The following is a 15,285-nucleotide window of genomic DNA, read 5'->3' on the forward strand; positions in this document are numbered from 1 at the left end:
ATGCAAAAAACATTATAAGTATTATCCTGTATTTTTGCGAAAATATGCCAATTACACTTTCCTACGCTGTATATTTGCAGCCTAATAAAAAATAACATTAACCTGTTCGTAAAATTAGTGCAATATGATCATCGGAGTTCCTAAGGAAATCAAAAACAACGAAAACCGAGTAGGTCTAACGCCTGCCGGTGTTAAGGAATTAACCAAGCAAGGACATACTGTAAAAGTACAGCACACTGCAGGAGAAGGTAGTGGCTTTACAGATGATCTTTACGAATCTGCCGGAGCTAGTATACTGCCAGATATTGAGTCTGTGTATGCTGAGGCAGAAATGATAGTAAAAGTTAAAGAGCCTATTGAGCCTGAATATAAGCTCATTAAAAAAGACCAACTGGTTTTCACCTATTTCCACTTTGCTTCCAGTGAAGCACTCACTAAAGCTATGATTGAGACTGGGGCGGTTTGTCTGGCCTACGAGACAGTAGAGCTTCCCGATCGTAGCCTTCCTCTTTTAGTACCTATGTCTGAGGTAGCTGGTCGTATGGCTATTCAGCAGGGTGCCAAGTATCTGGAAAAACCGCTGAAGGGCCGTGGAATCCTCTTGGGAGGTGTTCCAGGGGTTAAGCCTGCCAAAGTCCTGATTTTGGGAGGTGGTATAGTAGGTACTCAGGCAGCAAAAATGGCTGCTGGTTTAGGTGCAGATGTTACTATCATGGATACTAACCTGACACGTCTACGCTACTTATCTGATATTCTTCCTGCTAATGTTTCTACCATGATGTCCAATGAGTACAACATTAGGGCTATGCTGGGGCAGGTAGACCTTATCGTAGGTGCGGTACTTATACCCGGAGCTAAAGCCCCTAAGCTTATTACCAGGGATATGCTCAAAGATATGCAAGCTGGTGCAGTATTGGTAGATGTTGCGGTAGATCAGGGTGGGTGTATAGAAACCTGCACTCCCACTACACACGAAAACCCAACCTTTATCATCGACGATGTAGTACATTACTGTGTGGCAAACATGCCGGGTGCAGTACCCTACACTTCTACTATTGCTCTTAACAATGCAACATTGCCATATGCCCTTCAGTTAGCTAACTTAGGCTGGGAAAAAGCTTGTGCGCAGATAGAGCCATTAAAGAAAGGCCTCAATGTGGTGAAGGGAGATGTAGTATATCAGAGTGTGGCAGAGGCTTTTGATATGCCTTTTGTGCCTGTAGAGAAATACATCAATAATTAACACCAGAGTTCCGATAATATACTAAAAGGTAAGGGCTTCGCTCTTACCTTTTCTTTTACTGATCTAGGCACAAATTTCTTCATAGGTGGGTAAAGACTCCATAAAAGAGAAGGTTTTAGCCTGATGGTTAATCTGGCAGCAATAATGGTCAAGCCCATTGGAGATTAGCAGGTAATCAGCCTTGAGTGTACCATTGTAGATAGATGATTGCTCAAACACTTTCTGGCTTAGAGCCACTTTAAAAGATTTACACTCAACAATCAGTACCGGAGCCCCTTTCCGGTTATAAACTACAACATCTGTCCTTTTAGCCAGACGGTTGTATTTGAGCCCCCCTTCTACCTGGATAAGAGATTTTGGACAAGATAAATGATTGATCAGTAAATGAATAATATGCTGCCTTACCCATTCTTCAGGGGTTAATGCAACGTATTTCTTCCTGATTACGTCATAAATCACGAGTTTTCCTTGTACTTTTTGTACTTTGTAAGCAAAGGGTGGTAAGTTTAAGGGCGTCATTGTTCAAATCTATTGATATATTTTTTCTGATAAAAATAGCAGAATGAAAGATAAACAATCTATCGTACAGGACTGGCTGCCGCGTTATACTGGCACGGCACTGGATACATTTGGTGAGTATATCCTGCTGACTAACTTTTTTAATTATGTAGAAATGTTTGCTACCCAGTTTGAGGTAGAGATTAAAGGTATAGGCAGGCCCATGCAAACTGCTACTGCCAATAATATTACCATTATCAATTTTGGTATGGGTAGCGCAAATGCTGCTACCGTTATGGATCTGCTTTCTGCCATCAAGCCCAAAGCCGCGCTATTTCTTGGTAAATGTGGTGGCCTAAAAGAGAAGACGCAGGTAGGAGATCTGATTTTACCAATTGCTGCCATTCGCGGAGAAGGTACAAGTGACGATTATATGCCGCCAGAAGTTCCTGCACTGCCCTCATTCAGGTTGCAACGAGCCGTTTCTTCCATGATCAAAAAGCATGAGTTAGATTACTGGACGGGTACTGTCTACACGACTAACCGACGCGTGTGGGAGCATGACAAGGACTTTAAAAAGTACCTTAAAAAAATTAGAGCACTAGGGATAGATATGGAGACGGCTACATTATTTATCGTAGGTTTTGTTAATAAAATTCCGCACGGTGCATTACTTTTGGTATCCGATTTACCCATGATTGCAGAGGGCGTTAAAACTGAAAAGAGCGATGCTGAAGTAACAAGTCGTTTTGCCGCCAAACATGTGCAAATTGGTATAGACTCTTTACTAGAGCTGATTAATTCTGGCGAATCTGTCAAGCATCTTCGTTTTGAGTAATATTTAATTTTGAACACACACAACCAGTTTATTCCTACCACATGCTTTCTATTTTTTGGCAGCAAATTATTGTACTGGCTAGTATACTCCTGCTATTTGTTTTTATTTATAAAGAATGGGTAAGGCCATCGTTAGGGTTTCTGGTTGTAGTACTCCTGTTTGTCGTACTGGGCATATTGGATCCCGAAGAAATGCTGTCAGGCTTTTCTAATCAGTCTATAGCTAGTATTGTACTATTAATCCTGATTAGTGCCGCTTTAAGAAAAAACTTTCAGGTAGAGGCTGTATTAGAGAGCATCTACAAACTGGGTAAACGGCAGGCCGTATTAAGCTACCGCTCCTTTCTGCTTCGTATGATGGTACAGGTAGCCGTATTTTCATCGTTTATAAACAATACGCCTATCGTTGCACTAATGACCCCTTTCGTATTCAACTGGGGTAAGCGCAATAATGTATCCCCTTCCAAACTCCTTATTCCTCTGTCTTACGCCACTATTATGGGAGGAATGCTTACAATTATTGGTACCTCTACTACTCTTGTTCTGAATGGTTTTATGATGGATTTTGGTATCAACTCCCTAAACGCGCTTGACCTGCTTCTCATTGGGGGGGCGGTGTGCTTTACTGGGGTATTGCTTATTAGTTTTATAGGTTACCGCCTTTTGCCTAATAACACAGATATATTGGAGAGCTTTAGCAAAAACAAACGTGAGTACCTGGTAGAAACCATATTAGACGACAACTCACCCTTACAGGGTAAAACGGTAATGGAGGCAGGCTTAAGAAGCCTAAAGGGAGTATATCTTGTTGAGATTATTCGTAAAGGAAAAACTCTCTCCCCGGTTGAGCCTTCGGAAAAGATTGAGAAAAATGATGTGCTCATCTTTGCCGGAGATACTGATAATATAGTAGAACTGCTGAATAACGAAAGAGGGCTGGCACTACCAAAACCTGCTGATACTCGTAACGAAGATAAAGTGAACGTAGTAGAAGCCGTAGTGGGAACCAATTCCAGTTTAGTGGGACGTACACCCAAGCAAGTGGAGTTTAGGAAACGCTATGATGCAGCTATTGTAGCAATACATAGAAATGGAGAGCGACTGAGTGGTAAAATAGGGGATATACATCTTAGTCAGGGGGATTTACTGCTTCTGTATTCTGGTAAGAATTTTAAAGACAAGGCTGATCTATATAGAGACCTCTTTATTATATCTCAGCTCAAAGAGTTTTTGAGGCCAAACAGGAGAAAGGTTACTTCTTTTCTGATTGTGGCGCTAAGTGCTATAGCTATGGTAGTTTTTGGCTACTTTACCTTATTTGTTTCGCTACTAATCATATTTGCTATCATGATTACCCTTAAGATGATTTCTATTCGGGATATCAAAAATGAAATAGACCTAAATATGATATCTATACTGGTATTTTCCCTTGCTTTGGGCCAGGCGATTATTAAAACGGGTAGTGGCGATTTGCTTGCGCAGGGTATCCTGGATCTTACTCAAAACCTGGGGACTATCGGTGTGCTTAGCACGCTATTGGTAATTACTACCATTCTTACGTCTTTTATTACTAATGTGGGAGCCGTTTCTATTATGTTCCCTTTAGCTTATGCTGTAAGTAATAATCTAGGAATAGAAGGCATGCCCTTTTACCTTGGTATTGCCTATGCGGCTTCCGCTGCCTTTATTACCCCTATTGGCTATCAGACAAACCTGATTGTTTACGGACCCGGTGGTTATACCTTTCGCGACTTTATGAAGATAGGCTTACCAGTCACTATTGTTTATTTGCTTACAGTACTCTTTATGATCAGGATGATTTATCCTGATATATTTTAGATACAGCGGAACTTAGTCGCAACTCATAAGCCCAGTTATGTCAGCCCTCTGATATCAGAATAAGTAAGCTCTTTACCGAGACTAGATCCATACAACTTAATTTAAATCTGATGATGGGGGCAAATCAGGAGAGGGTTCCTGTAAGTTATCGTATTGCTAAGCGCATAAAAAAAGCCATTCGGTAACCCGAATGGCTCATTAATTAGTATGCAAGCTTATTTACATCTGTACATTAGCTTCTGGAACAGAAGTGTAAAGAACTTTAAGAGCATTAGCGTTTCTTAGTTCTTGCTGTACATCTGATACGATACCCATTTTCGCTTCTTTATCCACTTTCATGGCCATGGTTATCTGGTCTCTTTCAGCTTCACTCAGTTTATCCTTTTCTTGGTTAACAAACTGTACAATGCCTTCAGGCTCTATCAGTACATCGTTTACCTGTATTTTAGGCTCAGAACCATAACGGTCTGTTTCCTTAGGCTGTCCAATGTAGATGTAACTTACCAAAGACTTCTTCTCCAGCTTACTCAGCTGCTCTGCTTTAGGAATACGCTGAAGCACCAATAAGTCAGTCTCTCTAAGTACTGTTGTTACCATAAAGAAGAACAACAGCATGAAAATAATATCTGGAAGGGCAGAAGTTGGTATCTCCTGGCTTGCAGAGGTTTTCTTCTTAAACTTTGACATATTAATTACCTCCTGTTTTACTAGGTTCTGCAATAGAGATCTGCATAGGAATCTTTTTTCTTAACTCATCGTAGCGGTCCTGAACACTTGGCTCAGCATCGTTTATGTTACGAACCAGCTCTGCAGTAATGCCTAGCTCAGCGGCATATATTTCGTAATATGCTCCTTTAAGCTCATCATATACCTCAATGAACTTCTCATACCCGGTACCACGGTCAGTCTTAAAAGACACTACTGCATCAAGGGGGCTTTCAGATAGTTCAGGGTTTCTATCATAATTTAGAACAAACTCCTTCACTTTTTCTTTAAGCTGATCAGTATTATCCATAGGCTCACCTTCTACCAGCATTGCGTCCTGAGAGTTAAGCAAAACCTTAAAGATATTCCGCTCATTGAATTTTACTTCTGGCGGAGGCTCATTAGGATCTTGCTTAGGAGGGAGGCGGATAGCCAGACCCTTATCCGACGCAATTGTAGTAGTTACCAGGAAGAATATTAACAGAAGGAAGGCAATGTCGGCCATAGAGCCGGCATTAACTTCTCCTGCGTTTCTTTTCTTTCTAGCCATAATTACTTGAAAATTTTGTTGATTTCAGTAAATACGATGCTTACTAGTGCTAAGCCGATTAAAAGATACATGGTGATAAGGGCTCCACCGATAAGCTTCGAGGACGAATCTGTGATACCAAATTTGGTGTACACTGTGTTTACTTCATCACCGGAGATAGAGTATCCGATGAAGAATACAATTGCAATACCTATCAAGCCAACTACAGTTCCTAAAAGTGCTTTAGGATTTGATAGTGCGCTGATCAAAGGTAGAATAATCGCTAATACAAGAGCTAAACCGGCCAGTATGTAGGCGGCGTATAGCCCGTATGTTGAAACAAACTCTGCCATATGAAATTTTTTGCTTGATTAGAGTTGATTAAAATTACTTCTCAATTCTTGCGCTAGTTCCACCAGTAGTAAGCTTGTGCTTAACTAAAAGGTCAACTAAAGCGATAGAAGCATCCTCCATAGAGTTAACCAAGCTATCAATTTTAGAAACGCAGTAGTTGTAGAATAATTGAAGGATAATTGCAACGATAAGACCAGCAACTGTAGTTAAAAGTGCAACCTTAATACCACCCGCCACAAGCGAAGGAGAGATATCACCAGCTGCTTCAATAGCATCAAATGCACCGATCATACCAATTACTGTACCCATGAAACCAAGCATAGGAGCAATAGCGATGAAAAGAGATATCCAAACCAATCCTTTTTCAAGGCGTCCCATTTCTACAGATCCGTAAGAGATAATAGACTTCTCTACCATATCAATACCTTCTGACATTCTCATAAGACCCTGAGTAAAGATAGAAGCTACTGGACCGCGAGTATTCTTGGTTACGTCTTTAGCTGCTTCAACACCACCGCTGTTAAGAGCATCTTCTACTTTAGCTAACAGTTTCTTAGTGTTAGTTGTAGCCATGTTCAAAGTGATAATTCTTTCTATAGCGATAGCAAGACCCAGGATAAGGCAAAGAAGTACAGGAGACATAAATTTCCAGTCACCCTCGATAAACTTCTGCTTTACTGCCTGGTGGAAAGACTGCTCTTCCATGCTCTCAACCAAATCCTCATCAACCTCAGAGGTAGCGGCAGGAGTAGCAGCTTCTACTTCCGCAGTTTCTTCCATAGCTGTAGAATCTTCAGCCATTTCAGTCGTGTCAGCTTCCGTTTGATCCTGAGCTAAAACTAGTTTAGAATCACTGAAGGTCAGGAGGCCAGTTACTAATAATAAAGCGAATAACTTTTTCATAACGTGTTTAGTAGTCTGTTGTAGTGATTAATTAAAGTTAGTTAAAATTTATTGATGAAAAATTGAAAACATATGGTGGCGGAGAGGGCGGGATTCGAACCCGCGGTACCCCGGTGGGGGCACACTCACTTTCCAGGCGAGCACCTTCGACCGCTCGGTCACCTCTCCAAAAAGCTTATTATAAGCCAGAACTGTACTTTTTTTATAAATAGTGTTACCTACAAATAAATCAATAATATATACTATATGCAAGTTTTAAGTTTAAATCGTATGGAAAAATAGATGTACATAAAATACAGAGAATATACTTAGTGTGTATCTTTGTTTATCTATAAAAATATCGCATGTAGCTTCGACAAATGTCAATAAAAAAAAGAATTAAGTACTAATCTTACTAAAAAATAAGTCACTTTTTGTAATGTTTTTCCTCTAATTACTAGCATTTCAACGGACTCTCAATTGTACTTTAGTAAGTTTCTCCACAAATAGGAACAGGGAGTAGTCGTCGTACATCTTCCGGCTTAGGTTCTTTGCCCAGCAAAAACATCATCTTGGTAACCGCAGCTTCGGTGGTCATATCTTTGCCGCTTACTACCCCTATATCTTCTAATGATCTGCTGGTTTGGTATCGCCCCTGTATTACTCTTCCGCCACTGCATTGCGATATATTCAGGATGGTTACTCCCCGCTCAATTGCATCTGAGAGACTGTCCAGCATAAAGGTGTCGGTAGGTGCATTACCAGCACCAAATGTCTCCAGTACTACACCTTTAATATCAGGAATTTGCAAAATACTTTCTACTGCTCTACGGCTAATACCTGGGAACAGCTTTAGTATGGCTACGTTAGCATCCAGCTTGCTATGGTATATCAGTTTGCTATCCCTCTCATATGGTTTAATGGCCGATTGGTTATAGTCAATGACTACGCCGGCTTCGGCTAATACTGGATAGTTCTCTGATTCAAAGGCATCAAAATGAATGCTTTGTCGCTTACTGCTTCGGTTCCCCCTAAGAAGTAGGTTTCCAAAATAAATACATACTTCTGGCACTACGGGCTTACCATCTCGGTACTCGCTGGCTATTTCCAGTGCGGTAATAAAGTTTTCGTGAGCATCCGATCTTTTAGAACCAATGGGCAGCTGAGCGCCGGTAAAAATAACGGGTTTGTTGAGTCCTTCAAGCATATAACTTACTGCCGAGGCACTATAGGCCATAGTATCTGTACCATGTATAACTACAAAGCCATCGTAACGACGGTAGTTTTCATGAATGATATAAGCCAAATCAACCCAGTGCTCAGGACGTATGTTGGCAGAGTCTACCAGTTCAGGAAATGAGATTACCGTGATGTGTATATTAAAGCTCTGAATTGAGGGTACCTTCTCTACGATTCTGGAAAAGTTAAAGGGCATCAGGGAGCCTCTCTCATCATAAGACATGCCTAACGTACCCCCGGTGTATATAATAAGTACTGCTGCTTTAGGTTGACTTGGAGAAGCAGTATTGATATTTACAATTTTATAATTTTGACTTTCCATAATCTGATGCTAGAAGAAGGGCAAAAATACAATTAAAATGAATTAAATAACGAAAGAGCGTTGGAAGTTGTACGTTCAGCTATGGTTTTAAGATCCACTTTGTAGTATTCCGCTATTTTTTCTGCTATATGCGGAATGAAGGAAGGCTCATTTCGTTTTCCTCTTTTAGGTACTGGGGCCAGATAAGGGCTGTCTGTTTCTAATACAACCATATCCATATCAATTTCAGGAATTACCTGGTCCATATTTGCGTTTTTAAAGGTAGATACTCCTCCCAGACCTACGAGAAATCCTGCTTCTTTAATTCGCTGTGCTTCGTCAACTGTACCGGTAAAGCAATGGAATATGCCTTTAAGTTTTTCGTCTTTCAACTCTTCTATCAGATTTATAGAGTCTTCAAAAGAGTCTCGGTTGTGAATGACTATGGGTAGCTCGTACTTTTTTGCCCACTCTATTTGTATACGAAAAGCCTCCTTCTGCTGCTCTGCAAAAGTGGTATCCCAGTAGTAGTCCAGCCCAATTTCACCTACAGCAGCAAATGCTCTTTTGCCCAGCCACTCTTCTACTATATATAGCTCTTTCTCAAAATCTTTTTTGACAGAAGTAGGGTGAAGGCCCATCATAGAAATACATTGCTGCGGATGCCTCTCTTCTAACTCCATCATGCCATCAATAGAAGTGTGATCTATATTAGGCATATAAATTTTTTCTACTCCGGCCTCTTCGCAACGTGCCAGAGTATCTCGTATATCGTCTTTAAATTTCTCATCATATATATGAGCGTGGGTATCTATAAAGGTCATAAGTTCAGGTTTAATGTTTTGCTCTACTATATAAAGATGCTACAAACCAATGAAGTAAAAGTAGAGAAGCCAAGTAATACGCTTATTATTGTTTGTGCTTCTAATACTGTCGGCCTTTCCAGCTTGTTTTTAAGGGTAGCAAATAAATGACTATCGTAAGTATGGTTAATATGCCTGCGTAGAGCTCATACAAAAAAAGATAACGCGCGAGGCGGGAACGAAATTTTTTGCTCAGCTTTAATTTTCTTTCTACCTGCATAATAAATATACTTTGCAGCGCTACTTTGCTAAGCCACATGCCTACTCCTAGTAACGGATGGGTAAAGAGTAAAAATAATATCAGTGGAAAAAAAAGAGCCTGCAAAAAAAGAATACTCACTATGGATAAAGGCAGCCGTATAGCGCCATGCATCCAGCGGCGGCGTTGCTGTAGTAGTTCTTGCCAGCTACGCATAGGTTGGGTAAAAGCTATAACTTTAGAGTCTACCACATTACGAAAACTGAAGCCTTTTCCAGTGATTTCGTGTAGAATCTGAAAATCTTCTGTGATGGAAAATGGGAGCTTTTCATAGCCTCCACTTGCATAGTAGGCGGGGCGATACATCATCATATTGTTGCCCATCGTTGCAATAGGCATACCCCAATCGCTGGCTACTTTTACCATACCCAGCGCAAACAGCCAGTCTATACGCTGTAACTCCCCCCAGCTACTTTTGCCATCTACCAGAGTAATGCCTGTAACCACTCCAATCTCTTTAGTCTTAGGCTTAGCCTGCCAGCTTTGTACCATCCCTCTCATCCAGTAGGGCTGCACTTGTACATCCGCGTCGGTTACAAGCAGTAAGTCCGGAGCTTCTTCACTAGAGTTTGCTGCTGCTACCAGCTGTGCGATAACGTTGGCTTTTGCTTTAGCTTGCCCAACTTTTTTAGTAATGTTGATTACCTTAACTCTGGGGTCTTTTTTGCTAAAGTCTTTAGCAACTTCTAAGGTATTATCTTCTGAGGCATCATTACCAATCCAGATACTAAAACTTGGGTAGTCCGATGCTAAAAGGTGCTCCAGGCAACTGGAGAGCAAAACCTCCTCATTGCGCACTGCCAATAAAACTGCAACGGGCGGTACCTCTTCCAGCAGAGGCTTAGGAATTGCCTGTAGCTCATAATGCAGCACTTTACTCTCTGATGCTTTTGACGAATATGCACGAAAGTTAAAAGCCCAGAAAAAGAGTAGTAATACGTCTGCTACAATTGTAAGAGAAGTCAATATTAAAACTACAACGATTAGCGTGTTCATTAGAGTGCGCTAAATTGAAAGCCTGCCTGAGCAAAGTGATCCAAATAACGGGGAAGCACAAACTTTAAGTTTTTTGCAGCTTTGCGGCTATCATGAAAAATAATAATGGTGCCGGGTACAGTATGGCGAATACATTTGTTCAGGCACTTTTCGGCTGCAAAGCGTGGGTTATAGTCTCCCGACAAAATATCCCACATAACTATATGGTACTCATTTTTGAGAATTTTGATTTGAGAGCGTGTGATTTTGCCATAAGGTGGACGAAAAAGAGGTTTGCCTATATCATTTGTATACCGCTCCTGACTTTGGCGGCAGTACATAATGTTTTGCAGGTAATGCTCATTATCAGTTTTCCACCCATTTAAATGATTAAATGTATGGTTGCCGGTACGATGGCCAGCATCCAAAACCTGCTGGTAAACCTCTGGGTGGCGCTCAATATTATCGCCTACGCAGAAAAAGGTAGCTTTGGCCTGGTATTCAGCTAACACATCAAGCACATAAGGAGTGATTTTGGGGATGGGGCCATCATCAAAAGTGAGATAGATCTGTTTGCCTCCTTCCTGCTTTTGGTCCCAGATTAAGTCAGGGTAGAAGAATTTAAGCAGAGGCGGTGTTTTAAAGAAATTCATACAACCTCTGCTAGTCCAGTAATATTTTTTGGTTATGCTGAGTGTTTACCATCACCGACAAAAATGTAATATCGTCGTGGTACTCGCTCCCTCCGCTAAACTCTTCCAGTTCTTTAAAAAGAAGCTTATGAATATCCCGCAGGTCATGATCAGAGTAGCGTATCAAAAACTCCTGCAGGCGTTGTATGCCAAATTCCTCTTCCTGAGCGTTAAAAGCTTCAGTTAGCCCATCGGTATATGCAAAGAGCATAAAGTTATCTACCCCCTCTACCCGACCTTCGTTCAGGAATGGGAGCGGATGAAAGCTGCCCAGCATCACTGTGCCTTTATCCATCAGGTGAGCTTGCTTTTGCGCGTCAATCATAAGAGGAGGGGTATGCCCGGCATTAACGTAGCGGATCACTTTCTCTTCCTGATCGTAAATGGCTACAAAGAATGTGATAAAGTTTTCGCCATTGGCACTCTGCATCACCTGGTAGTTAAGCTCAGAAATAATTTCGTTCAGGTTCATGGTTTGTCGTACAATGGTGCGGAGTGCCGCCTGAAAGTTTGACATTAGAATCGCCGCAGGCATACCCTTACCAGATACATCGGCAATACAGAAAAGCAGGTGCTGGTCGGTGAGCTTAATGAAATCGTAATAGTCGCCACCGACAGAGTGGTGCGGCATATAGCTAGCCTCTACCTGCAATCCTTTTTGCTGAGGTAGTTCTTTAGGAAAAAGAAACTGCTGCACCTGGCGGGCAATCTCCATCTCTTTACGGATAGCTTCCTGAGCAAGCTGGCGACGGGCTAGCTTCTTGTTCTCAATAGCTACTATAATAATATTGCTTAAGGCTTGTATAAAGGTAGTGCCAATTTCAGCCGACTGCCCTTCTATTTCTTTTTGTAGCCCCCCTAAAAAGACCAGCGAAAGCATACGGTTTTTATGTGAAACTGGAATCACGATGTCAAACTCATCAAAAAAGCCGGGATCTTTCAGCTCTTCTACCTTTGTAATCTGGCTGATAGGCAAGAAGTGCTCATTAAGCATAATGTTGGTAAAGCTGACTTCTGTTCCAAAGTTAGTTTTACACTCCCAGTGGTCAGGGGCTTCCTCTTCCTCAATTAATACATATAATGCAAGCTTTTGAATATTAAGGTTAGCACGCAGGGTAAAGTTGAAGATTTTGTAAAGAGAATCTTCTGACAAATTATTGTTGATTGCCTGTGTTACCTCCAGCAGCGAGTTCAGTTCTAGCTCCTTGAGCTCATATTGTGTCCTGAGTAGTGTGTTTACGTCCATGTATTCCTCCACAGCAAGGCCTTCAACTGCTTATGCTGTTATTTCTTGCCGGTAAAAAGTGTGTTCACTCATTACAAAATTAACATTTTAGTGCAAAAAGAAAATTGTACTTCTTACAAGCTTGAGCATCATGATAAAAAAGGCAGAAGGGTGTTCGCTCCTGTGACAGGGGTGTACGCCAGAGGACACTTGAATATATGTTCATTTGTGTCAAGGGTTTGAATATCAGTAGATTACGTTTTTGGCATATCATTGGCCTTTAGGGATATCAAATAACATTAACTTTTTTATTAACCCTAATTTCAGAAGTCATGAAAGCAATTACCAAAACTCTAACCCTAGCATTAGTAGCCATATTTGTAAGTATAAGCGCATTTGCTAATGTAAAAGTGGATAAAACAACAGAAAAAGCAAGGCAGGCTGTAAACTCCGCCAGCCCCGATGACTGGCATACTTATGCGATATCAGCAGAGAAGTGTATCAAGAAAAATGTAAACCTCAAAGAAGCTTCCGAATGGATCAAAAAGTCAGTAGAGATTAAAGAGACTTCTTATAACCTAAAAGTGCTGGGCGACTACTATGCTAAAAATAAGCTCCCTCAGAAAGCAGTAGAGGCCTATAGTAAAAGTATACGTTTAGGTAAAATGGAAGATAGCAACTATACCGATAAAGCCACTCAGGATAAAATCGTAAAGCTAGTTAAGCAGTTAGGTTAGTTTATTGGTAAGCAGATGAAAGAGGCTCCTACGGGAGCCTTTTTTTATTTGCCATACTGTATTTTGCCACAACTCTGATGAAAATTAGTATCATTGGCAAAACCATTTACTATGATAAGACCCTTTCTCTTTACTGCCTTTCTCTTTTTCTTAACCTTTAGTAGCTATGCACAGCAGAAGCACAACCCTGCTGTAAAAGAGTTTGGCGGAATCTATGATATACCGGAGGCGGACAAGCGTCCAGATCCTCAATTGGAATACAAGCTTGTTATCGATCTCACAGAGGGAGCCGAAACATCCGAAGAAGTAAATCGTGCACTCAATAATATCGCTCGTACTCTTAATCTGCATGTACAGGGTGGGGTGCCCATAGAAAACATGAAAGTAGCAGCGGTAGTACATAGTGCAGCTACACCATTGGTTTTGTCTAATAACGCTTACCGTAAAGAGTTTGGAGTAGATAATCCTAACGATCAGCTGATTCAGGCATTAACTGATGCAGGAGTAGAGCTGTATGTATGTGGTCAGTCTCTTATTGGGCGTGGCTATGCTCAGGAGCCACTGCACCCAGATATCAAAGTCTCTTTTTCTGCTATGACACTACTCACCGAATACCAACTCAAAGGTTATGCTTTGCTCAAGTTCTATTAAAGAAAAAAGTCGCTCCGTTGTGGAGCGACTCTATACTTAAATTACTCAGCTTTCCTTTTTTTAGGCTAGGCATCAGTCTCCTCTTTGAGTAGCTTATCCATTAGGATATTAAAATCTTCTACAAAGCGCTCGTAGTAAACGCCCGTACCTGGCCCACTAAAGCCGGTATGTATATTTCTAACCTCTCCTTTTTTATCAATAAAGATTGTCGTAGGAAAAGACATGACGCGATTGAGCATGGGTAGTGTTTTCGCGGCTTCCTCTTTGTCAGAGGTGCCTGCGATCAGAAAATCGTAACCCACATCTAGCTTTTCAATCATTTTTTTTACCCGGCTACTGGCATAGTCAAAATCGTCTTTTTGCTCGTAAGCTAGTCCTATTATCACTACAGGCTCCTCCTGATGTTGACGATACCAATCAGCTAAAAATTTAGTCTCGTCCATACAGTTGGGGCACCAGGTACCAAAGAGCTGTACAATCACTACTTTGTTCTGATACTTTTCATCGCTTAGCGAAACACTTTTGCCTTCCAGATCAGGAAAGCTAAAGCTTAGCTGGTCGTAGCCCTCTTTCAAATAAGTTAGTTTATTGGCATCAGGTAGCTCAGCCTCGGCATTAGGTTTGGCTGTCCATTCTGTGTGGTAGCTTTTCCCAGACCAAAAGTCGCCCTTCAGGCTATTATCTTCCTGCATGCGAGCTTCAAAAAGAAAAGCATGTTCACCATCAAAAGCACTAAGTTTCATGGTGCTTCCTTCTACATTTCCCTCCAGAAAACGATAGTCGCCTGTGGCAGTAAGGAATGAGCCCTGCACCCGGCTGCCGTTCTGCTTAAATATGCCTACGGAGATGATAGAATCATCTGCGAACTGCACTTCCCACTTTCCTCCAAAATCCTGATAATTTTCTGTGTCTTCTTTAGCAAAGCGATAATTTTCCCCCTGCTGCGCACTAAAAGGGAGGCGATAGTCTTCAGCGTAGTTTTTAATAAAGTGGCCCTCAAGTTTTCCCTTTTTTACCACCGCGCTAATCTGCGTATCAAAAAAATTCATAGGTATAGTCAATGAATCGCCTTCCAGTTCTACTTCATCAATCAAGAGTCGTTCTTCACCATTGATCAGCTGTACACTGTAGTTGCTACTGTCGGTCTGGCTCAACTCAAAAGTAAATGGAAGCATTTGACCTTGTACATTAAGCTCCGCACGCCAGATTCCTTCCTCCAGAACCGGAGTTTCTGAGCCGGTCTGAGGGCTGTTGCAAGCTGAAAAAAGGAGTGCGAATATGCTTATATATGTAAGAAAAATATGATACATTGGGTGGGTAAATTTGCTCATTTTGTAGTAATCTGATAGTTTAAAACTGAGAAATAGATACGTTAAGACGCGCCAAAAAGATGATATAAAAGTAAGAAATTCACCGAGGTTGAATTGGATTGTGATTATTTTTTTGCTTTGGGCTC

Annotated in this window: 16 protein-coding genes and 1 tRNA gene; 5 read left to right on the forward strand and 12 right to left on the reverse strand. The window is 41.2% G+C overall.

All coding sequences use genetic code 11. From position 1 onward, the window contains the following. Positions 1 to 124: 124 nt before the first annotated feature. A complete protein-coding gene (gene ald, locus PZB74_RS09625; protein WP_302242381.1) occupies positions 125 to 1,243 on the forward strand; it encodes an alanine dehydrogenase in 1,119 nt (372 codons plus the stop codon). A 63-nt stretch (positions 1,244 to 1,306) separates the two neighbouring features. Here the strand turns inward: ald and PZB74_RS09630 are convergent, their stop codons facing one another. Continuing rightward, on the reverse strand, positions 1,307 to 1,762 hold the full coding sequence (locus PZB74_RS09630; protein ID WP_302242382.1) for a type I restriction enzyme HsdR N-terminal domain-containing protein: 456 nt from the start codon (positions 1,760 to 1,762) through the stop codon (positions 1,307 to 1,309). A gap of 43 nt (positions 1,763 to 1,805) precedes the next feature. Here PZB74_RS09630 and PZB74_RS09635 point away from each other — a divergent pair, with 43 nt between their 5' ends. Then, complete coding sequence (locus PZB74_RS09635) at positions 1,806 to 2,579, forward strand: AMP nucleosidase (protein ID WP_302242383.1); 774 nt, start codon at positions 1,806 to 1,808, stop codon at positions 2,577 to 2,579. A 41-nt stretch (positions 2,580 to 2,620) separates the two neighbouring features. Next, complete coding sequence (locus PZB74_RS09640; RefSeq protein WP_302242384.1) at positions 2,621 to 4,417, forward strand: SLC13 family permease; 1,797 nt, start codon at positions 2,621 to 2,623, stop codon at positions 4,415 to 4,417. 219 nt (positions 4,418 to 4,636) lie between these two features. Here PZB74_RS09640 and PZB74_RS09645 read toward each other — a convergent pair whose 3' ends face one another. The 10 genes from PZB74_RS09645 to PZB74_RS09690 form a co-directional block, all read right to left on the reverse strand. Beyond that, positions 4,637 to 5,104 carry an ExbD/TolR family protein gene (locus PZB74_RS09645; protein ID WP_302242385.1) on the reverse strand — a complete coding sequence of 156 codons (468 nt, stop codon included), beginning with the start codon at positions 5,102 to 5,104 and terminating at the stop codon, positions 4,637 to 4,639. A 1-nt stretch (position 5,105) separates the two neighbouring features. Beyond that, positions 5,106 to 5,672 carry an ExbD/TolR family protein gene (locus PZB74_RS09650; RefSeq protein WP_302242386.1) on the reverse strand — a complete coding sequence of 189 codons (567 nt, stop codon included), beginning with the start codon at positions 5,670 to 5,672 and terminating at the stop codon, positions 5,106 to 5,108. Between the two features lie 2 nt (positions 5,673 to 5,674). Next, positions 5,675 to 6,004, reverse strand: coding sequence for a hypothetical protein (locus PZB74_RS09655; RefSeq protein ID WP_302242387.1), 330 nt, complete (start codon positions 6,002 to 6,004; stop codon positions 5,675 to 5,677). Between the two features lie 34 nt (positions 6,005 to 6,038). Beyond that, positions 6,039 to 6,908, reverse strand: coding sequence for a MotA/TolQ/ExbB proton channel family protein (locus tag PZB74_RS09660; RefSeq protein ID WP_302242388.1), 870 nt, complete (start codon positions 6,906 to 6,908; stop codon positions 6,039 to 6,041). A gap of 76 nt (positions 6,909 to 6,984) precedes the next feature. Next, positions 6,985 to 7,076 (reverse strand) — tRNA-Ser (locus tag PZB74_RS09665). A 298-nt stretch (positions 7,077 to 7,374) separates the two neighbouring features. After that, on the reverse strand, positions 7,375 to 8,448 hold the full coding sequence (locus PZB74_RS09670; protein WP_302242389.1) for an asparaginase: 1,074 nt from the start codon (positions 8,446 to 8,448) through the stop codon (positions 7,375 to 7,377). A gap of 32 nt (positions 8,449 to 8,480) precedes the next feature. After that, positions 8,481 to 9,251, reverse strand: coding sequence for a TatD family hydrolase (locus PZB74_RS09675; RefSeq protein WP_302242390.1), 771 nt, complete (start codon positions 9,249 to 9,251; stop codon positions 8,481 to 8,483). Between the two features lie 100 nt (positions 9,252 to 9,351). Next, positions 9,352 to 10,545, reverse strand: coding sequence for a glycosyltransferase (locus PZB74_RS09680; RefSeq protein ID WP_302242391.1), 1,194 nt, complete (start codon positions 10,543 to 10,545; stop codon positions 9,352 to 9,354). After that, positions 10,545 to 11,177, reverse strand: coding sequence for a polysaccharide deacetylase family protein (locus PZB74_RS09685; protein ID WP_302242392.1), 633 nt, complete (start codon positions 11,175 to 11,177; stop codon positions 10,545 to 10,547). The genes PZB74_RS09680 and PZB74_RS09685 overlap by 1 nt, the downstream gene beginning before the upstream one ends. 10 nt (positions 11,178 to 11,187) lie before the next feature. Further along, entirely contained in the window at positions 11,188 to 12,462 is a 1,275-nt protein-coding gene (locus PZB74_RS09690) for a PP2C family protein-serine/threonine phosphatase (RefSeq protein WP_302242393.1), read from the reverse strand. A 311-nt stretch (positions 12,463 to 12,773) separates the two neighbouring features. Between PZB74_RS09690 and PZB74_RS09695 the strand changes: the two genes are divergently transcribed. Further along, positions 12,774 to 13,178, forward strand: a complete 405-nt coding sequence (locus PZB74_RS09695) for a hypothetical protein (protein WP_302242394.1) — start codon at positions 12,774 to 12,776, stop codon at positions 13,176 to 13,178. A 111-nt stretch (positions 13,179 to 13,289) separates the two neighbouring features. Next, positions 13,290 to 13,829 (forward strand): DsrE family protein, encoded by a 540-nt coding sequence (locus PZB74_RS09700; protein WP_302242395.1) that lies wholly within the window; start codon positions 13,290 to 13,292, stop codon positions 13,827 to 13,829. 65 nt (positions 13,830 to 13,894) lie between these two features. Here the strand turns inward: PZB74_RS09700 and PZB74_RS09705 are convergent, their stop codons facing one another. Continuing rightward, a complete protein-coding gene (locus PZB74_RS09705) occupies positions 13,895 to 15,160 on the reverse strand; it encodes a TlpA disulfide reductase family protein (protein ID WP_302242396.1) in 1,266 nt (421 codons plus the stop codon). Positions 15,161 to 15,285 lie beyond the last annotated feature (125 nt).

Source organism: Porifericola rhodea (assembly GCF_030506305.1).
Taxonomy (GTDB): domain Bacteria; phylum Bacteroidota; class Bacteroidia; order Cytophagales; family Cyclobacteriaceae; genus Catalinimonas; species Catalinimonas rhodea.